The organism is Faecalibacterium sp. Marseille-P9590 (assembly GCF_017377665.1).
Taxonomy (GTDB): domain Bacteria; phylum Bacillota; class Clostridia; order Oscillospirales; family Ruminococcaceae; genus Faecalibacterium.
In genome coordinates this window covers 19078-37615 of the sequence record NZ_JAFREF010000003.1, presented here as the reverse complement: position 1 = coordinate 37615, position 18538 = coordinate 19078, and the positions used below count along the sequence as shown (strand labels likewise).

Below are 18538 nucleotides of genomic sequence, written 5' to 3'. Positions count from 1 at the left end.
CATGCCAAAAGAGAACCAGAAAAGCGCCGCTTCGCGGCAGATTTTAGGCTTCTGCCTATGGCGAAAGTCATTCAAAATTATATCGTTAAATTGACCCTCAAGAGAGAAAGAGAGTATTACCCCATATGAAAATTGCGTGTATTTCCCTTGGCTGCCCGAAGAATCAGGTCGATTTGGACGTGATGGTCCACATCCTGCTGTCGGCGGGCCACGAGACGGTGGCTGACCTCGCAGATGCGGACGTCATCCTCGTCAACACCTGCGGATTCATCGAGAGCGCCAAGACCGAGGCCATCGAGAACATCCTTGAGGCCTGCTCCTACAAGCAGGCGAACCCCAACCTGAAGGTGGTCGTCACCGGCTGTCTGGCCGAGCGCTATCGCAGCCAGATCGAAGAAGAGATCCCCGAGGTGGACGCCGTGGTTGGCTGTGCCTCCAACAAGGCCATCGACTCCATCGTGGCCCGTCTGTTCAACGGTGAAGAACATCTGGAAAGCTACGGCCTCAAGAAGGACTTTCCTCTGGGCGGCAAGCGCGTCATCGGTACGCCTGCCCACTATGCGTACTTAAAAATCGCCGAGGGCTGCAACAACCGCTGCCACTACTGCGCGATCCCCGGCATCCGCGGCCCGCTGCGCAGCCGCGAGATGGCCGACTGTGTGGCCGAGGCCCGCTGGCTGGCCGGTGAGGGCGTCAAGGAGCTTATCATCGTGGCCCAGGACCCTACCGCCTACGGTGAGGACTGGGGCAAGCCGGGCAGCATCTGTGAGCTGCTGGACAAGCTGAACAAGATCCCCGGCCTCGAGTGGATCCGCATCATGTACGCTTACCCGGAGCGCATCACCGACGACTTCATCGCCGCCATGAAGCGGAACGAGAAGGTCCTGCCTTATCTCGATCTGCCCATCCAGCACTGCAACGACACGATCCTGAAAAACATGAACCGCCGCTCCAACCGCGCCGAGCTGCTGGACGTCATCGGCAAGCTGCGCCGTGAGATCCCGAACATCACCCTCCGCACTACCCTCATTGCGGGCTTCCCGGGTGAGACGGAAGAGCAGTTCGAGGACCTGTGCAACTTCGTGAAGGAAGTGCAGTTCGACCGTCTGGGCTGCTTTGCCTACTCCGCCGAGGAGAACACCGTTGCCGCCAAGATGGACGGCCAGATCGATCAGGAAGTCAAGGACAAGCGCGCTGAGCTGGTGATGCAGATCCAGACCGGCATCATGGCCCAGAAGCAGGCCGCAAAGGTGGGCCAGACTGTCCGCGTCCTCTGCGACGGTGTGGACGACGAGAGCGGCCTCTACCTCTGCCGCACCGCTGCCGATGCCCCCGAAGTGGACGGCAACGTCTGCGTGTCCAGCGAAGAGCCGCTCTACCCCGGCGAGTTCTATGATGTGCTGGTGGACGACAGCGACCTTTACGATTTGTATGGTACTGTTGTAAAATAACAGATTGGAGGTTAATTTTGTATGAATCTGCCCAATAAACTCACCCTGACCCGCATCCTGCTGGTGCCGGTGTTCATGATTTTCGTCTCGCTCGGCCAGTATATCACGCCGAGCTACAACCCGCGGTACTACCTCATCGCCGGCCTCATCTTCGCCGTGGCCAGCTTCACCGACTTCCTCGACGGCCATCTGGCCCGCAAGTGGAACATGGTCACCGACTTCGGCAAGTTTGCCGACCCGCTGGCCGACAAGCTGCTGACGACGGTAGCCTTCATCTACATGATGCGGGACGGCGTGTGCAGTCCTGTGGTGCTCTGCATCATTCTGGCCCGCGAGTTCGCCGTCTCCGGCCTCCGCATGGTGGCCGCCGGTGCAAAGGACGGCAAGGTCATCGCCGCCAACATGTGGGGCAAGGTGAAGACCGTACTCCAGATGCTGACCATCATCTTCTACTACTTCACGGTCTCCCTGACCGGCAATGTGCTGGGCCAGCAGTGTGCAGACATCGCCTCTGTGCTGTGCTGGGTCGTGGCCGCGGTCACCGCCATCTCCGGCATCAAGTACCTGTGGGATAACCGCAGCTTCATCAATACGGCAAAATAAGCGCCCGTCCGGGTGTAAAAAAGAAACGAGCGGAAAAAAACGCTCGTTTCTTTGATATTCCAACAAAAAATTACAGATAGGAGAGTGAAACGGTGCTGAAAAACATCCTGACTGTCCTGCGGAAGCTGGCCTCGGCGGCAATGAACTTCCTTATCGTGTACTTCGAGACCATCGCCGTCCCCATGAGCTGGGCCATGGGCGGGACCATCATGTTCACGATGTACACCGAGCTGTCCAACATCTTCAACGGCGCGGTCTGTCTGCTGGTGGGTCTGTGGCAGCTGGGCTGCATCTTCACCGGGCGGGAGCTGCCCCTCTGGCTCAAGCGGCTCAAGTTCATCTCCACCAGCTGCCTCGCCATGACCTTTTTAACGGTGGTCATCATCCTCGCCCCCATGTACGAGGACGGCAACGGCTGGTACATCATGCTTTTCACGGGCTCGATGCTCTACCACCATTTCATCAACCCGGTGCTGGCGATTCTGTCGCTGGTGCTCTTCGAGCGTCTGCCCCGCCTGCCGCTGCGGCAGGTCTGGTGGGCGCTGGTACCGACGATCCTATACGGTCTGTATGATTTGCACGGCAATATTACAGGAGCCATCGACGGCCCCTACCCCTTTATGCGGGTATACGACCAGACCATTCAGGAGACGCTGATGTGGTTTACCATCATCCTCGTCACGAACCTGCTGTACGCCTTCCTGCTCTGGTGGCTGGGCGGAAACGGGAGAAAAAGCAAGGTGGGGCTGGAATTCAGGACATAAGAAAAAGGACTGCTGCGGATGCATCAGTCCTTTTTGTATACAGTCTTACAGCAGCGGGATGCCTGCCTTCTCGCAGGCTTCGCGAGTGGCGTTGTCCCAGACGCTTGCCTGCACCTCACCGATGTGGGCGCTGCCCAGCAGCAACATGCACAGACGGCTCTGGCCGATGCCGCCGCCGATGGTGTAGGGCAGCTCGCCGTTCAGCACAGCCTTGTGGAAGGGCAGCTCGCGGCGGTCGTCGCAGCCGGCGGCGGTGAGCTGGCGGTCCATGCTCTCGGGGCTGACGCGGATGCCCATGCTGCTCAGCTCGTAGCTGCACTGCAGCGGTTCGTTCCAGAACAGCAGGTCGCCGTTCAGATCCCAGTCGTCGTAGTCGGGGGCGCGGCCATCGTGGGGTTTGCCGCTCTTGAGGGGAGCGCCGATCTTCATCAGGAAGGTGGTGCCGTTCTCCTTGACGATGGCATTCTCCCGCTCCTTCGGGGTCAGGTCGGGGTACTTATCCTCCAGCTCCTGGGTGGTGATGAAGGTGACGTTGGGGGTGTGGAGCGGCAGATCCTGCAGCTGGGGGAACATGGCGTGCAGGTTCATCTCGGTGGCACAGACCGCCGACACGATGGAGCGCACGACGTTCTTCAGATACGTCTCGTTCCGGTCTTCCTCACGGATGACCTTCTCCCAGTCCCACTGGTCCACATAGATGGAGTGGAGGTTGTCCATGTCCTCGTCGCGGCGGATGGCGTTCATGTCGCAGTAGAGGCCCTTGCCCACGCGGAAGCCGTAGTCTTTCAGGGCCTTGCGCTTCCACTTGGCCAGCGACTGAACGACCTGCACCTCGATGCCGCTGTCCTTGGTGTCGAAGGTGACCTTCCGCTCAACGCCGTTCAAATCGTCGTTCAGGCCGGTAGAAGCCTCGACGAAGAGCGGTGCCGACACGCGGTAGAGATTCAGTGTGGCGCACAGGGTGTCGGCGAACAGCCGCTTCACGGTGCCGATGGCGCGCTGGGTGTCGTATAGGTTCAGCGCGGGCGTGTAGTTTGCCGGAATGATGATCTTACTCATAGCAGATTACCCCTCTCTTGCTGCCCCGCGCCGCCGAATCGCCGCGCCGAGGGCAGCTTCCCTTAATCGCAAGTTCCACAGATATGCCTATGGGTAACAGCATATTTGCGATATGCAGTTTGCGGATGTTGCCAGACCATTGAAAACGCAAACTGCTATATTAGAATAAATTATGGCACAAGTTGAAGGAGATGTAAAGGGGAAAGCGCTGATTTGGCGATGGAGTCAAGGCTTTTGGCGCAAAATAAACCTCGGCCCTTCCGCGCCCATCGTCCCGGTCGGAACAAAGCCCACCCGGTGCAGCACTGCCTGCGAGGCAGCATGATCGGGGGCGGTCTCGGCCTCGACGGCGGTGACGCCGGGCTGTTCAAAGGCCCAGCGGCAGGCGGCGCGGACAGCCTCGGTGGCGTAGCCCTGATGTTCATATTCCGGCAGAAGGCCGTAGCCAATTTCCGGCTGGCCGTTTTCGGGCAGGCCCTTGAAGCAGAGGTCTCCTACCCAGTCGCCGGAATCGTTCTGGTAAAGCCCCCATGCGGTGTACCAGACCCACTGCTCGGGGTGGGCGAGGGAAAGGTTCAGCATATCGGTGTAGGGCTGGATGAGTTCCGGGTCGGTGGTGCGGGCCAGAAGGGCGCGCATCCCATCGGGCTGCAGGGGGATGAGAAAAAGACGTTCGGTGATAAGCTGCATGATAAAACCTCCGGGCTGCATTTTTGCCCAGTGTAGCACAAGCCGGGCAGGGGAGTCAAACGCTTGACTTACGCCCCGGCGGCTATTATAATAAGTTTGTAAAAGGATAAATGCGTTTATCCGGGCAGAGTAGCGCTGCATCGTCTGGGCAGAGAGAACGGGCCGTTGGCTGGAAGCCTGTTTGCAGACCGCCGCGTGAAGTGCGCCCAGACAGCACGCTGCGGGAAGCTGAGTATCGCAGTGCGGATGGCCGCCGTTATCGGCTTTGAGCGACAAACCGGAGTGGAACCGCGATTTTGAGAAAAGACCGCCTTCGATGCTGTGCTTTTGGCATGGCGTTGGAGGCTTTTGCTTTTTCGGGCAGGCTCGCAGGAGCTGGCCCTCTTTGCCAAGGGCTCCCCTCGATAGGGGAGCTGTCGAGCGAAAGCGAGACTGAGAGGTTTATAATCACGGCTTCGGTCTGTCCCACAAAAAGGAGTATTCAACTATGCAGATCTTCAACACCCTGACCCGCCAGAAGGAAGAGTTCGTGCCGCAGGTGCCGGGCGAGTACCGTATCTACGTCTGCGGCCCCACCGTCTACAACTATATCCACATCGGCAACGCCCGCCCGCTCATCGTCTTCGACACCCTGCGCCGTTACCTTGAGTACCGCGGCAACAAGGTCATCTATGTCTCCAACATCACCGACATCGATGACAAGCTCATCAAGAAGGGCCAGGAAGAGGGTACTTCCATGAAGGAAGTCGCCCAGCGCTTCGAGGCCGAGTACCTCAAGGATGCCGCCGGTCTGAACTGCAAAAAGCCCACCGTCCAGCCCCGCGCTACCGAGCATATCCAGCAGATCCTCGACATCGTGAAAGACCTCATCGAGAGCGGCCACGCCTATGTCGCCAAGAACGGCGACGTCTACTTCCGCGTCAAGAGCGACCCCGAGTACGGCAAGCTGAGCCACCTCAAGCTGGACGACCTCGAGAGCGGCAACCGCGAGCTGCGCAGCCAGATGGAGGACGACCTGAAGGAAGACCCCGCCGACTTCGCCGTCTGGAAGGCCGCAAAGCCCGGCGAGCCCGCATGGGAGAGCCCCTACGGCATGGGCCGTCCGGGCTGGCACATCGAGTGCAGCGCCATGAGCCGCACCCATCTGGGCAAGACCATCGACCTCCACTGCGGCGGTCAGGATCTCATCTTCCCCCACCATGAGAACGAGATCGCCCAGAGCGAGTGCGCCAACGGCTGCGAGTTCGCCCGCTACTGGATGCACAACGGCTTCATCAACGTGGATAATCAGAAGATGTCCAAGAGCCTGCACAACTTCTTCACCGTCCGCGACGTGGCCAACCTCTACGGCTACGAGCCCATCCGCTACTTCATGCTGACCGCCGGCTACCGGATGCCGCTGAACTACACCGTGGACCTCATCGAGAGCTGCAAGAACAGCCTCGAGCGTCTCTACACCTGCCGCGAGAACCTCGACTTTGCCCTGAGCAAGACCGAGTTCGGCACCGACGAGACGCTGAAGGAGAAGGCCGAGGAAGCAAAGAAGAAATTCTGCACCGCCATGGACGACGACCTGAACACCCCCGACGCCCTGGCTGCTGTCTTCGACCTCGTGAAGGACATCAACACCCTGTCCGCCGCTTCCAGTAAAGCTGCTCTCGAAGCCGGCGCTGCCGCCTTCGACGAGATCACCGGCGTGCTGGGCCTGATGTACAACCGCAAGAAGGACGAAGTTCCCGCTGAGGTGACCGAACTGGTGGAGAAGCGTGCCGCCGCCAAGAAGGCCAAGGACTGGGCTGCCGCCGACGCCATCCGCGCACAGCTCACCGAGATGGGCTGGGCCGTGAAGGATACCGCTCAGGGTCCCCAGCTGAGCAAGCTGTAATCTGAATATCCGATGCAGGGCAGACCTGCGCTTTGCCAAAAGCTGGAAGCTTTGGACGGCGCGGGCCTGCCCTGCTTTTTTGTGGAAAAAGGAAAACGTAAAAATCGACAAAATCCGAAAAGAGTTGTTGTGATATTGCTGATTTTGCCAGAACATGTTTACATCTCTGGCTGCGTGGTGGTATGATAAAAATATCTTTGGGAATAAACAAATCTTCATAATGGGGAGAAAGTTCATGGTGAAACGAATCGGAATGCGCCGTCTGGCCGCGTTTGCGGCGGCTGCAGCTCTGGTGCTGGGCCTCGTGGGCTGCGGGGGCGCTCAGAGCACTGCACAGGGTAACACCGAGCCGGTGAATCTGAGCGTCTGGACATATTACAACGGCGACCAGCTGGAAAGCTTCAATAAGCTGGTGGATACCTTCAACAATACCGTCGGCAAGGAAAAGAACATCACCGTGGAGAGCTACAGCCAGGGCAGCGTCAACGACCTCGAGACGCAGGTGATGGCTGCGGCACAGGGCAAGGTGGGCGCTTCTGCCATGCCCAACATCTTTATGGCCTATGCAGACACCGCCTATGCCATGGATCAGATGGGCGAGCTGGCCGACCTTGCTCCCTACTTCACTGACGAGGAGCGCGCCGCCTATGTGGACAGCTACCTGACCGAGGGCGACTTCGACGACAGCGGCAGCATCAAGATCTTCCCGGTGGCAAAGTCCACAGAGCTTCTGTTCCTGAATGATACCGACTGGAAGCTCTTTGCTGCCGCCACCGGCGCACGGTATTCCGACCTTGAGACGGTGGAGGGTCTGGTCAAGACCGCCGAAGCCTACTACAACTGGACGGATGCCCAGACCGATACGCCCAACGACGGCAAAGCCCTGTTTGGCCGCGACGCGATAGCAAACTATATGCTCATCGGCGCAAAAGAGCTGGGCGACACCATTTTTGACGTCAAGGACGGCAAGATGACCATGGGCTTGAGCGAGGACGTGGCCCGCAAGCTGTGGGATAACTACTATGTTCCCTACATCAAGGGCTGGGCCGCCGCCAGCGGCCGCTTCCGCAGCGACGATATTAAAATCGGCAGCATTCTGGCCTACATCGGCTCTAACTCCAGCGCGACCTACTTCCCGACGCAGGTGATGCTGAGCGACACCGAGAGCCACGACATCGAGCTGAAAGTCCTGCCCACGCCGCACTTTGAGGGCTGCGAGAAAGTCTCTGTCCAGCAGGGTGCCGGTATGGCCGTGGCAAAGACCACCGATGCCGAGGTGGAAGCCAGCGTGGTCTTCCTCAAGTGGTTCACCCAGCCGGAAAACAACATCGCATTTGCAGTGGGTTCCGGCTATCTGCCCGTGACCCATGCCGCCAACGATATGGATGCTATCCACAGCAGCGGCCTCGCCCTGACCGGCAACATGGAAAATGTCCTGACGGAGGCCGTGGAGGCTGTGAATACCAATGAAATGTACACGACCAAAGCCTTTGAGGGCGGCACCGACGCCCGCAGCAAGCTGGGCTACAGCATGATCGACCTTGCCACGGCAGACCGCGCCACGGTGGAAGAGCGCCTCGCAGCAGGCGAGAGTGCGGAAGAGGCCGAGGCGGGATTCCTGACGGATGAGTATTTTGAGGCATGGTACCAGAGCCTCTGTGACGCACTGAGTCAGTACGAAGGCTGAGGCGTCTTACAAAAATGAGCGGAAGGAGGGGAAAAGCATGAAACTGCTGATGCGGGATGAAGCAAAGGGAAGAGAGCATACTATTTTCGTTACCATCTTCTCGGCGCTGATGGTCATGCTGGCCATCGTGGTCATGCTGATGGCTTCGGCCACTGCGATCAGCGGCGTTACGCTCCAACTGGATGAGAACGCGGTGGACATCCTGGACAAGCAGGTGGAGAACCGTGCAGGCTACATTCAGGACCAGCTCCAGCAGGCACAGGAGCTGACGGATCTTTCGACCTACATCAATGAGACCGCCCAGCAGATGCTGGACGACGAGACGCTTTCCCTCAAGACGCTGGATTCCAGCAGCAGCGACAGTCTGCCGCTGCTGCTGGCTGCAGCCCCCAGAATGCTTGAGACGCTGCGCTCCAAGCGCATTACGGGCATCTTCCTCATCCTGAACACCCACGACTTCACGGGCCGCACCTCCGGAGACCGCCTGCCCTGCGTTTACCTGCGCGACCTCGACCCGGATGCAGCCCCCTCTGTGGTAAACTCGGATATTTTGCTTGAGTGCGCTCCGTCGGAGCTGGTGCAGACCTTTGACATCGCTACGGACAAGGCGTGGTCGCCTGCGCTGCAGTATCTGGACGGAGAGCAGGATGTGTTTTATGTCCGTCCCTTCCAGACAGCCTACGAAGACGTCGAGCGTATGGGGGCGGCGAACTATGGCCGCTGGACGACTCTGCCATATAAGCTGCTGGGTGACGACCGCGAGGCCATCGCCTACGCGCAGCCCCTTATCCTGGACGACGGCACAGTCTACGGCGTTCTGGGCGTCGAGCTTCTGGAAAGCTACATGGACACCAAACTCCCGTGGAACGAGCTGCAGAACGACCATCACGGCAGCTATCTGCTGGCCTCCACCACCTCCGACCTGAAGGGCGAGGTGCTGGATCTTCATGTCACCTCCAACACCGGTGAGCAGAGCGTACCGCTGCGGAATGCGAAATGGGAACTGACTCTCCGGCGCAGCAACAACTACTGGTATTACATGATGGACGGTAGGCAGCAGATCGCCAGCATCCGGCAGATCAGCCTGTACAGCCGCAACGCCCCCTTCTCGGGTGAGCGGTGGCTGCTCGTCGGCGTGGTGGGCAAGAACGATCTGTTCAGCTTCTCCCAGTCGATGACGAAGCTGATGGGCCTTGCCGTACTGCTGACAATGGGCATCGGTCTGGCCTGCGCCTTCCTCGTCAGCTTTGGTCTGGCACAGCCCGTTGCCCAGCTCTCGAAAGAGCTGGTGGACGCACAGGAACAGCGCAAGGCTGTGCCGGAATTTTCCCGTACCGGCATCCGGGAGCTGGACCAGCTGGCGGAATCCATCGTGACCCTGAGCACCGACAACTACAAGGCGGCGGTGGCCGAGCGCAACCGCATTGAGCACGAGCGCGATTATGACGCACTGACCGGACTGTACAGCCGTCAGGCCTTCTTCCGGGTCTGCGGGAAGCTGTTCGAGAAGCCCGATACTCTCCGTCACGCGGCCCTGATGATGACCGACCTCGACAACCTCAAGACCATCAACGACACTTATGGCCACGACTGGGGTGACATTTATCTGCGGCAGACGGCCCACAGCTTACGGCAGAACTCGCCCGGCGGCACTGTGGTGGCCCGCCTTTCCGGCGACGAGTTCCTGCTGCTGTTCTACGGCTATGAGACGCGGGAGGCCCTGCGGGCGGACATCAAGAAGCTGGAAGAGAACTTTGCCCAGAGCAGTGCTGCTCTGCCGGACGGTAAGGGTCTGTGCATCCGGATGTCCGGCGGCGTGGCATGGTATCCGGAGGACGCACTGGACCTCGACACCCTCAAGAAGTATGCGGACTTTGCAATGTATGAAGTCAAGCATTCCACCAAGGGCGAGATACGGGAGTTCGACATGGAGCGCTACCGCGCCGGTGTCTATGCGATGGAGCAGCGCAGCGACTTTGAAAAACTCATCCGGGAGCGGCGGGTGGACTACGACTTCCAGCCCATCGTCTCAGCTCACGACGGCCATGTGGTGGCCTATGAGGCCCTGATGCGGCCCCAGCTGCCCACCCTGCGTTCGCCGCTCACGGTAATGCAGCTGGCCAGCGAGATGGGCCGGATGTATGATATTGAGAAGCTGACTCTCTTCCGGGCCTGTGAGTGCTACGAGGAGCTGGAGGCTGCCGGTAAACTGGACGCCGACGCTCTCATCTTCGTCAACAGCATCGCCAGTGTCAGCCTGAGCGATGAGGACTGGGCGAGCTACTGCGAGGCCCACAGTGCCATCCTTCCGAAGCTGGTGGTGGAGATCACCGAAGAGGAAGAGATGAACGAGCGAGAGCTGGAACGGAAGCGGAATGCCCCCGGTTCGTCCGGCGTCTTTGCGCTGGATGACTACGGCAGCGGCTACAGCAATGGCAACAGTCTGCTGACGATCGCGCCCAAGTATGTCAAGGTGGACATCGCCATCATCCGGGGCATTGATACCGATGCCGACAAACAGCAGTTCCTCATGACGCTCATCGATTACGCCCACCCGCGCGGTGTGCAGGTGCTGGCTGAGGGCGTGGAAACGCTGTCGGAGCTGCGCAAGGTGCTCGAGATGGGTGTAGACCTGCTGCAGGGCTACTGTCTGGCCTGCCCGGCGGCAGAGCCGGGGGCCATCGACGAAAAGGCCGCCGAGGTCATCGCCGAGGTGGAACGCCAGAAAGCCGAGCGGGAAGAAGCCGGGTCTTAAAAAGCAAAAAGTATCGCCCTCTGTATTGGCATTGTGCCGGTACAGAGGGCGATACTTTGTCTATCTTTACTGAATGAAGCTGACGAAGAGGGGGCAGAGCACGGCGGTGAGGACGCCGGCCACGGCGATGGACAGGCCGCTCATGGCACCTTCGACCTCACCCATCTGCAGAGCTTTGCTGGTGCCTACGGCATGGGCCGAGGTGCCGATGCCGACGCCCTTTGCGATGGGGTCGGTGATGTGGAAGATCTTGCAGACCACCTCGGCCAGCAGGTTGCCTGCGATGCCGGTGAGGATGACGATGGCACCCGTCAGGGCAGCGATGCCGCCCAGCTCAGCGGCGACGTCCATGCTGATGGCCGTGGTGACGGACTTCGGCAGGAGGGTGGCGTACTGCTCCCGAGTGAGGTCCAGTGCGAGGGCCAGAGCCAAAGCGCTGCCCAGGCTCACCAGCGTACCCACTGAGATGCCCGCGATGATGGCGGCGGCGTTCTCTTTCAGCAGGTCCCATTTTTCATAGAGCGGGATAGCGAGGCTGATGGTGGCCGGCAGCAGCAGATAGTTCACCGGGGCAGCACTGACCTTGTAGTCGGCGTAGGGGATGTTCAGCACACTCAGCAGGATGATGACGAAGATGCTGCCCAGCAGCAGCGGGTTGAAGATGGCCTTGCCGGTGGTTTTGTTGATGAGAGCACCCAGCGCGAAAGCGGCCAGCGTCAGCAGCACGCCCCACGCGGCGGACCCGGAGAGAAAGCCCTGTAAAAGCTCAGTCATGTTCGGCCTCCTTCCTTGCAGCGCGGCGGCTGGTGAGGGCCTGGGTGGTGCGGCCTGCACTCACGAGGACCAGCACTGTCACCGGGATGATGGCGATGACGATGGGCAGCAGCATCTCGCCCATCTCTGCCCACAGCTCCATGACGCCCGCGGCGGCAGGCACAAACAGCAGCGGGAAGATGCTGGTGAGGAACAGGCCCACTTCCTTGACCTGCTCGAGCTTCACGATGCCGAAGCGGAGCGCGGCCAGGAGCAGCAGCAGGCCGTAGATGCTGGCCGGGATGGGGAGCGGGAGCACTGCGTGGCAGATCTCGCCCAAAAAGCAGAACGCCAGAATACGCGCAAATTGAAACAGATAGTTCGTAAGGATGCCTCCTTTGGATCGACTGAACAGGAAAATACAAAATAAGATACAAGTCAACAGTATAATCCAAAAATTCCTGCGGCGCAACGGCAATACTGGCCAAGATTTTGCCCCTTTGGTGCGGAAAATTGGAGGTTTGGATAGCGTGCTTGCCCCAAACCCTGCGGTGGGAGAGCGCGATAAACGGGAATTTATGTCAATGCGAACTCAATCTCATCAAGTTTATTTGTTATTGCGTTCTTTCTCCCTGTCTCCTTAAAGCCTATTCGACGATAGAGTCTCTCAGCATTTACATTATTCTCAAGAATCCACAGCGTAGAGGTATCCGTACATTGGCCTACTGCGTATAGTAACAATTTCGTTCCATAACCCATGTTTTGCATATCTGGAAGAATATAAAGATCCTCTATTAAACCCTTTGTTACAGAAACAACCCCTATTGGTTTTTCTTCTACAAGCATATAGAGCTTTGTTCCGTTGTTCATCTTGTTTCTCAAATACTCCCGCTGCCGATCTGGCGTGTGTGTTTCTATGAAATCAGGAGTACAAAATGCACGATGCGATTCCTTCCAGGATATGGAATGGATGGTTGCGGCTTGAAGAAGATTTGTTTCATCTACAGGTACTATCATACTTACCTCCACAAATTCCGATTTGTTGAGCCGAGTATACCATACCATTAACCGAAAGACCATCCCAGATGCGAAAAAGGCAGGATACCATCGCCACGATGATACCCTGCCTTTGTTTTTTACGAATGGCTCTGACTTACATTGTTCCTGTCCTGTCCCGCCCAACCGAGGCGGTGCAAATGGTGCTCCGGCAGGCGGAGCTTTCTTGGTAGACATTCCTAGTCGTTGGAAACCGCGCACTAAACAACAGCCCACTGGGCTGTTGTTTTCCACGCCTGCGGCGTGGCCGTGCTGTTCTCGTCCTGTACCGTCCACCACAAAAAAATCCCCAGACCGAATGGTCTGGGGATGTGGTGGACGGTACAGGACTCGAACCTGTGACCTCCTGCACGTCAAGCAGATGCTCTACCAGCTGAGCTAACCGTCCATATTCTGTTGCGTCGTGACGACTCTGATATAATACCATGACTCGCCCGAAAAAGCAATACTTTTTTCGAAAAAATTCTGATTTTCTTTTCTGCGCCCCGAAAAAAGGGCACAAAAAAGCCCCGGCGGCGTCCAAAGAGCGGACAGCGCCGGGGAGAAAACAGGGAAAATTACAGCTTTGCTTCGGGAAAGCCCTCGAGCTTCGAAGTGCAGTGGGGGCAGCGGACAGCCTTGAAAGCAATCTCGCTCTGGCAGTAGGGGCATTTCTTGGTGGTGGGCTCCTTCGGCTCTTCCAAGGGCTTCTTGTGCAGCATATTGATGGCCTTGATGGTCACGAACAGCACGAAGGCCACGATGAGGAAGTTGATGATGGCGTTGAGAAAAGCACCGACGCCGATGCCAACATCGCCGATCTGGATGACGACATCCGAGAAATCGGCGTTGAAGAACAGGCCGATGATGGGGGAGATGATGTCGTTTACCAGAGAGTTGACGATCGCGGTGAAAGCCGAGCCGACGACCACACCAACTGCCATGTCGAGCACATTGCCGCGCATGGCGAAGGCTTTGAACTCTTCAAAGAAATTCTTGATGCCGCTGGTTTTCTTTTCTGACATGATAAGTACCGCTCCTTTTGCCGCAGATGGCATGATATACCTATATAATACAAGAAGACGGCAATATTTTCAAGTCAGACCTGATGCTCTGCGATCCACTGGCTCATCTGCTGGGCGATGGCCTTGATGGAGCCGTCGTTGAACGGCACCTGCAGGCCGGCGGTCTCGCACAGCTCGGTGTAGCTGGCCGTGCCGGCACGGCGGACGAGGCGCAGATAGCGCTCCCATGCATCTTTCTGGTCATGGAGGCTCAGCAGGAAGAACTGCAGAGCGGCCATGGTGGACAGGCAGTAGTCGATATAGTAGAAGGGGCATTCGTAGATGTGGAGCTGACGCTGCCAGCCTGCACCGCGGCCATAGAAGGGCAGAGCGTCAAAGTCGATCCAGGGGCGGTACTTGTGCTCCAGCTCCAGCCAGGTCTGGTTGCGCTGGTCGGGGGTCAAATCGGGGTTCTGGTACATGATGTGCTGGAACTCATCCACCGCGCAGCCGTAGGCCAGGAAGAGGAAACTGTCTTCGGCGTGGAGCAGGGCGTACTTGTCGGTGTCCTTGCCGAAGAGCAGGTGGTGCCACGGTGCGGTGAGGAACTCCATGGCCATGGAGTGGATCTCGGCGCTCTCCATGCCGGGGCATTCGAGGTCGGCGGGGATCTTCGGATCGCGCTCAGCCACATAGCCCTCGAAGGCGTGGCCGCACTCGTGGGTCAGAACATCCACGTCAGCGGAAGTATTGTTCCAGTTGGCGAAGATGAAGGGGGCTTTATAGGAGGGCAGGCTGGTCATGTAGCCTCCGGACATCTTGCCGGGGCGGCTCTCGACGTCGAACAGCTCGTTGTCCTGCATGAAGTCGATGAACTCTGCCGTTTCGGGGCTGAGTTCATGGTACATGGTGCGGGCGGCGGACATCCGGGCGTCATAGCCCTCGATGGGCTTGGGGTTGCCGTCCTTGAAAGCCACCGGCAGATCGGCAAAAGTGGGGTGCTGGATGCCGGTGCGCCTGTTCTTGAGAGCGATGACCTTCTGCAGCTCCGGCACGACGTCGTGGGCCACCTGGTCGCGGAAGCGCTTGATGTCCTCAGGGCCGTAGCCGATGCGGTTCATCCGCACGTAAGAGAGCTCGCTGTAGTCGTGGAAGCCCATCACCTGAGCCTGCTGGTTCAGGTTCTGGACGATCTTGGTGTACAGCTCGTCCAGCTCGGCGCGGTGGGCGTCGAAGTAACCGGCCTCGGCCTCATAAGCGGCCCGGCGGGTGGCGGCATCGGTGCTCTCCTTGTAGGGGCCAAGCTGGGGGATGGTGAGCTGCTTGCCGTCCAACTCCACCAGCGCACCGCCGTAGATCTGCTGGTAGGTGCTGACGAGGGCGTTGTACTCCTGCTGAAGGGCCACGGTGCGCTCGTCCATGCCCAGCACGGCGTTCTTCATGCCGGCCACGCAGGTGGAACCGAAGGCCTCGGTCAGGGCGTCCACATGGGGGTTGGCGAGGAAGGCGCGGCTGATCTCGACGCTGGCGTTGGACACTGCCGGGCCGTTGGCGTCAAAGAAGTCCTGCTCAGCTTTCCAGTAGGCGTCGCGGGTGTCGCAGGTGTAGTGGATGTTGGCGAGGTTGGCCGCCGTGTTGTAGTCGGCGAAGGCGCGGCTCTGCTCGTAGTAAACCTCCACAAGGGCCTCGCCGCTGTCAGCGGCAGCTGCCTTTGCGGTCAGCTCTTTGCAGCGGGCCAGCAGCGCGTCGATGTCAGGGCGGGTATAGGTCATCTCACTGAATTTCATCGTGAAAAATCCTTTCCGGGGCGGGAAAGCCCCTTTCAATATCATGCCCATCTTATCACGTTTGGGCCAAAAAAGAAAGACTTTGAGCATATGTGATAAATTCTGCGGCTTTGTTTTAGCAAACCTGTTGCATCCCGTGATTGAAACAGGGCGGAAAAAAGCATATAATAACAGTATCAACAGAGTAAGGCTATGCGCGTCAAGTGCCGCATCAACGGGGAGTTGTGCTGCGGACGAAGGGAGACCCGCGGTGCATGGCCTGCATCCCGCTGCTGCATGGACTTGGGTGCGGGCGAGGCCGTCTGCACGGCGTCGTCCGGAAGTGAAGTTTGTTGAACTCACGCCCTCCTTTGTGCGGTTTGTCACAGGGGAGGGCGTTTCTTTCTGCTCCCCCCGCAGTTCCTGAAAAACAGGAGGACAGTTGATATGAAAAACGAATCCAGGATCTCCGTGCGCACCCTGACGGCGATGGCCCTGCTCATCGCCATGAGCATCGTCTTTTCCCGGGTGCTGAGCATCTCCACCGGCTTTGTCCGGTTCAATCTGGGCAGTCTGCCGGTGCTGCTGGCGGGCATCCTCTTTGGACCGTGGGCGGGTTTCGTCGTGGGCATGGTGGCCGACATCATCGGCGGCGTGCTGGCTGGCTATGCCATCAATCCGCTCATCACGCTGGGTGCGGCGTCCATCGGCCTGGTCGGCGGCTTGGGCTGGCAGAAGCTTTCCCATCTGCGCACCGGCAACCGGCTGTGGTGCAGTGTGCTGGCGGCACACTTCGTCGGCTCGATGGTCATCAACTCGCTGGCGCTCCACATCTTTTACGGCTATGCATGGGCTGTGCTCATCGCCCGCATCCCGAATGCGCTGGTGCTCACGGCGGTGAATACGGTGCTGCTGCGTATTCTGCTCGAGAATCGGGCGCTGATGGCAGTGGCGAAAAGGTAAGAGCGCTGTTGCGCAGAGCTAAGTTCTCTTTTGCGCACCAAAAGAGAACCAGAAATGGTTCTCGCGCCTGTGCGCGGGGCAGAGCGCGTTCGCATTAAGGCTAATGTTCTCTTTTGATGTCAAAAGAGAACCAGAAAACCACCAGCGATTTCGACGCGCTGGATCCACGAGAAAGGGGCTGCTCGCCCCTTTCAGACCCCGAAGGAGTTGTCGAAGCCCAAAAATGCTAGCCGCTTCGCTAAACGCATTTTTTGGGCTTCTCCGGTTTACGGCTCCGCCGATGGTGTTACGCTTTCGCAGAACTTTACGTTCAGCAAGGGCGTAAAGTCTGCTGCGAAGCAGCAAATTGGAGAAACGAGAAAAAAGCGTTAAGCGCAGCGACTAGCTTTTTTCCGTTTCGACCTCATCTTTGGAATCGTTAAGGGCGTGCAGCCCTTAACTCGTTGCGGGGAGAGTGGAGTCCAGAGGTAGGGAGGGGGGATTCGAAACACCCCTCCCTACCTCTGGCCCGCGCGGAGCGCATTGCCATTTGACCGAAAAAGAGAACCAAATCCGCGCCACCGGCGCGCGCAGCCGCTTCCCTAAAAATGAAACAAATAAAACGAGGCGTTTCTATGAACTACGAATCCGCTTTGGAATACATCCACGCTGTCCAGTGGGCCGGCCACAAGCCGGGCCTCAGCCGCACCCGCACTCTGCTGGCGGCGCTGGGCGACCCCCACAAGAAGCTCCGCTTCGTCCATGTGGCGGGTACCAACGGCAAGGGCAGCACTGCCGCCATGCTGGCGTCCTGCCTGCAGGCGGCGGGGTATAGGGTGGGCCTGTACACTTCGCCATTTATCAACCGCTTCAACGAGCGCATTCAGGTAAACGGCGAGCAGATACCCGATGACGCGTTGGTGCGTCTGGTGGAGCGAGTCCGCCCGGCGGCAGACGCCATGGCTGACGTCCCTACCGAGTTCGAAATTATCACGGCCCTGGGGATGCTCTGGTTCGCGGAAGAAAAATGCGACATCGTGGTGCTGGAAGTGGGCCTCGGCGGTACGCTGGACTCAACCAACGTCATCGACCCGCCCGAGTGCGCGGTCATCACGGCGCTGGGCATGGACCATGTAAAAGAACTCGGCCCTACCATCGCGGACATCGCCGCCGCCAAGGCTGGCATCATCAAGCCGGGCAGTCCGGTGGTGAGTTACGGCGGTGTGCCGGAAGCGGACGCTGTCATCGCCCGTGTGGCCAAGGAGCAGAACGCGCCTCTCACAGTGGTGGATCTCTCCCGCCTCAAAGTGGAGGGCGGCGACCTCGACGCCGTCACTTTTGATTTCGATGGGCTGGACGGTGTCCGTCTGCCCCTCATCGGCAGCTATCAGCCGAAAAACGCCGCCCTCGCTATCACGGCCCTCCGTGTGCTGCGGGGCAGGGGATGGAACATCCCCGACAGCGCCATCCGCACCGGCCTCGAGCAGGTGAGCTGGCCGGGCCGGTTCGAGCTGCTGCGGCATTCGCCCGCTTTTCTATTGGACGGCAGTCACAACGCCCACGGGATGCGGGCCACCGTCCAGAGCCTCCGGGACCGCTTCCCGGGGCAGAAGTTCGTCTTCCTGCTCAGCATCATGGCCGACAAGGATGTGGACGAGATGCTGGCACTGCTGCTGCCGCTGGCAAAGCGGTTCGTCACGGTCGCGGCCCACACGCCCCGCGCCATGCCCGCTGAGACGCTGGCAGAACACATCCGCGCCCGGGGCGGAAAGGCTGAGGCAGCGGCGGACATCCCGGCGGGCGTCGCCCGCGCGGTGGAGCTGGGCGGTGACGGCCCGGTGTGTGCGCTGGGGACTCTCTACTTCTCCGGCGATGTCCGGCAGGCGTTTGCCCGGCTGACCGCAGAATAAACGACAAAAAGAAAAGCGATGGCCCAGTGCAGGTGGGCCATCGCTTTTTTGCCCTTTCGGGCAAGCAGGGTAAATGATAAGAAGGTAAATGAAGAAAATAGCAATAATAAGAAGGTAAAAACAAGAAGAAAAACAAGGGCGGCAGGATGCTATGTATCCAACAGCCTGCCCGTGTTGGATACAACAATAGCACGATTACAGAAAAATTACAAGCCTTTTTTTGAAAAAACTTTC

At 58.8% G+C, this 18538-nt stretch carries 16 protein-coding genes, 1 tRNA gene and 1 riboswitch; of the genes, 9 read left to right on the top strand and 8 right to left on the bottom strand.

The window, feature by feature from the left end; genetic code table 11:
• Window positions 1-125: 125 nt before the first annotated feature.
• The 3 genes from rimO (at window position 126) to J3349_RS05055 (ending at window position 2818) form a co-directional block, all read left to right on the top strand.
• On the top strand, window positions 126-1451 hold the full coding sequence (gene rimO / locus J3349_RS05065; RefSeq protein WP_207676667.1) for a 30S ribosomal protein S12 methylthiotransferase RimO: 1326 nt from the start codon (window positions 126-128) through the stop codon (window positions 1449-1451).
• Between the two features lie 21 nt (window positions 1452-1472).
• Complete coding sequence (pgsA, locus tag J3349_RS05060; protein WP_015564657.1) at window positions 1473-2054, top strand: CDP-diacylglycerol--glycerol-3-phosphate 3-phosphatidyltransferase; 582 nt, start codon at window positions 1473-1475, stop codon at window positions 2052-2054.
• 92 nt (window positions 2055-2146) lie between these two features.
• Complete coding sequence (locus tag J3349_RS05055) at window positions 2147-2818, top strand: hypothetical protein (protein WP_347564975.1); 672 nt, start codon at window positions 2147-2149, stop codon at window positions 2816-2818.
• A gap of 45 nt (window positions 2819-2863) precedes the next feature.
• Here the strand turns inward: J3349_RS05055 and asnA are convergent, their stop codons facing one another.
• A complete protein-coding gene (gene asnA, locus J3349_RS05050) occupies window positions 2864-3877 on the bottom strand; it encodes an aspartate--ammonia ligase (RefSeq protein WP_158402002.1) in 1014 nt (337 codons plus the stop codon).
• Window positions 3878-4102: 225 nt separating this feature from the next.
• Entirely contained in the window at window positions 4103-4567 is a 465-nt protein-coding gene (locus tag J3349_RS05045; protein WP_207676666.1) for a GNAT family N-acetyltransferase, read from the bottom strand.
• A 487-nt stretch (window positions 4568-5054) separates the two neighbouring features.
• Here J3349_RS05045 and cysS point away from each other — a divergent pair, with 487 nt between their 5' ends.
• The 4 genes from cysS to J3349_RS05025 are packed head-to-tail and all read left to right on the top strand — an operon-like array spanning window position 5055 to window position 10894.
• On the top strand, window positions 5055-6452 hold the full coding sequence (gene cysS / locus J3349_RS05040; protein WP_158389392.1) for a cysteine--tRNA ligase: 1398 nt from the start codon (window positions 5055-5057) through the stop codon (window positions 6450-6452).
• A 12-nt stretch (window positions 6453-6464) separates the two neighbouring features.
• Complete coding sequence (locus J3349_RS05035; RefSeq protein WP_207676665.1) at window positions 6465-6638, top strand: hypothetical protein; 174 nt, start codon at window positions 6465-6467, stop codon at window positions 6636-6638.
• Window positions 6639-6687: 49 nt separating this feature from the next.
• The gene (locus tag J3349_RS05030; RefSeq protein WP_207676664.1) at window positions 6688-8139 is read left to right on the top strand and encodes an extracellular solute-binding protein; all 1452 of its coding nucleotides are present in this window, start codon (window positions 6688-6690) and stop codon (window positions 8137-8139) included.
• Between the two features lie 37 nt (window positions 8140-8176).
• Entirely contained in the window at window positions 8177-10894 is a 2718-nt protein-coding gene (locus J3349_RS05025; protein ID WP_207676663.1) for a bifunctional diguanylate cyclase/phosphodiesterase, read from the top strand.
• Window positions 10895-10960: 66 nt separating this feature from the next.
• Here J3349_RS05025 and J3349_RS05020 read toward each other — a convergent pair whose 3' ends face one another.
• The 6 genes from J3349_RS05020 to J3349_RS04995 form a co-directional block, all read right to left on the bottom strand.
• The gene (locus J3349_RS05020) at window positions 10961-11668 is read right to left on the bottom strand and encodes an LrgB family protein (protein ID WP_207676662.1); all 708 of its coding nucleotides are present in this window, start codon (window positions 11666-11668) and stop codon (window positions 10961-10963) included.
• Window positions 11661-11987, bottom strand: coding sequence for a CidA/LrgA family protein (locus J3349_RS05015; RefSeq protein ID WP_242699522.1), 327 nt, complete (start codon window positions 11985-11987; stop codon window positions 11661-11663). Before J3349_RS05015 ends, J3349_RS05020 begins: the two co-directional genes overlap by 8 nt.
• 236 nt (window positions 11988-12223) lie before the next feature.
• Window positions 12224-12664, bottom strand: a complete 441-nt coding sequence (locus J3349_RS05010; RefSeq protein ID WP_207676661.1) for a GNAT family N-acetyltransferase — start codon at window positions 12662-12664, stop codon at window positions 12224-12226.
• 351 nt (window positions 12665-13015) lie between these two features.
• A tRNA-Val gene (locus J3349_RS05005) sits at window positions 13016-13091 on the bottom strand.
• A gap of 169 nt (window positions 13092-13260) precedes the next feature.
• The gene (gene mscL, locus J3349_RS05000) at window positions 13261-13707 is read right to left on the bottom strand and encodes a large conductance mechanosensitive channel protein MscL (RefSeq protein WP_207676660.1); all 447 of its coding nucleotides are present in this window, start codon (window positions 13705-13707) and stop codon (window positions 13261-13263) included.
• Between the two features lie 74 nt (window positions 13708-13781).
• Entirely contained in the window at window positions 13782-15473 is a 1692-nt protein-coding gene (locus J3349_RS04995; RefSeq protein ID WP_207676659.1) for a M3 family oligoendopeptidase, read from the bottom strand.
• A 178-nt stretch (window positions 15474-15651) separates the two neighbouring features.
• Window positions 15652-15747: riboswitch (THF riboswitch) on the top strand.
• A gap of 152 nt (window positions 15748-15899) precedes the next feature.
• On the opposite strand from J3349_RS04995, the gene J3349_RS04990 reads away from it, so the two are divergent.
• Together J3349_RS04990 and J3349_RS04985 are read left to right on the top strand one after the other, a co-directional pair.
• Window positions 15900-16415 (top strand): folate family ECF transporter S component, encoded by a 516-nt coding sequence (locus J3349_RS04990; RefSeq protein ID WP_158395179.1) that lies wholly within the window; start codon window positions 15900-15902, stop codon window positions 16413-16415.
• A 614-nt stretch (window positions 16416-17029) separates the two neighbouring features.
• Entirely contained in the window at window positions 17030-18304 is a 1275-nt protein-coding gene (locus tag J3349_RS04985; protein ID WP_207676658.1) for a folylpolyglutamate synthase/dihydrofolate synthase family protein, read from the top strand.
• The last annotated feature ends 234 nt before the right edge of the window (window positions 18305-18538 follow it).

What these genes read in the sequence shown, in the direction of transcription:
- rimO (WP_207676667.1), top strand. Translation starts at nt 126, where the DNA reads ATGAAAATTGCGTGTATTTCCCTTGGCTGCCCGAAGAATCAGGTCGAT.
- pgsA (WP_015564657.1), top strand. Translation starts at nt 1,473, where the DNA reads ATGAATCTGCCCAATAAACTCACCCTGACCCGCATCCTGCTGGTGCCG.
- asnA (WP_158402002.1), bottom strand. Translation starts at nt 3,877, where the DNA reads ATGAGTAAGATCATCATTCCGGCAAACTACACGCCCGCGCTGAACCTA.
- J3349_RS05045 (WP_207676666.1), bottom strand. Translation starts at nt 4,567, where the DNA reads ATGCAGCTTATCACCGAACGTCTTTTTCTCATCCCCCTGCAGCCCGAT.
- cysS (WP_158389392.1), top strand. Translation starts at nt 5,055, where the DNA reads ATGCAGATCTTCAACACCCTGACCCGCCAGAAGGAAGAGTTCGTGCCG.
- J3349_RS05035 (WP_207676665.1), top strand. Translation starts at nt 6,465, where the DNA reads ATGCAGGGCAGACCTGCGCTTTGCCAAAAGCTGGAAGCTTTGGACGGC.
- J3349_RS05030 (WP_207676664.1), top strand. Translation starts at nt 6,688, where the DNA reads ATGGTGAAACGAATCGGAATGCGCCGTCTGGCCGCGTTTGCGGCGGCT.
- J3349_RS05025 (WP_207676663.1), top strand. Translation starts at nt 8,177, where the DNA reads ATGAAACTGCTGATGCGGGATGAAGCAAAGGGAAGAGAGCATACTATT.
- J3349_RS05020 (WP_207676662.1), bottom strand. Translation starts at nt 11,668, where the DNA reads ATGACTGAGCTTTTACAGGGCTTTCTCTCCGGGTCCGCCGCGTGGGGC.
- J3349_RS05010 (WP_207676661.1), bottom strand. Translation starts at nt 12,664, where the DNA reads ATGATAGTACCTGTAGATGAAACAAATCTTCTTCAAGCCGCAACCATC.
- mscL (WP_207676660.1), bottom strand. Translation starts at nt 13,707, where the DNA reads ATGTCAGAAAAGAAAACCAGCGGCATCAAGAATTTCTTTGAAGAGTTC.
- J3349_RS04995 (WP_207676659.1), bottom strand. Translation starts at nt 15,473, where the DNA reads ATGAAATTCAGTGAGATGACCTATACCCGCCCTGACATCGACGCGCTG.
- J3349_RS04990 (WP_158395179.1), top strand. Translation starts at nt 15,900, where the DNA reads ATGAAAAACGAATCCAGGATCTCCGTGCGCACCCTGACGGCGATGGCC.
- J3349_RS04985 (WP_207676658.1), top strand. Translation starts at nt 17,030, where the DNA reads ATGAACTACGAATCCGCTTTGGAATACATCCACGCTGTCCAGTGGGCC.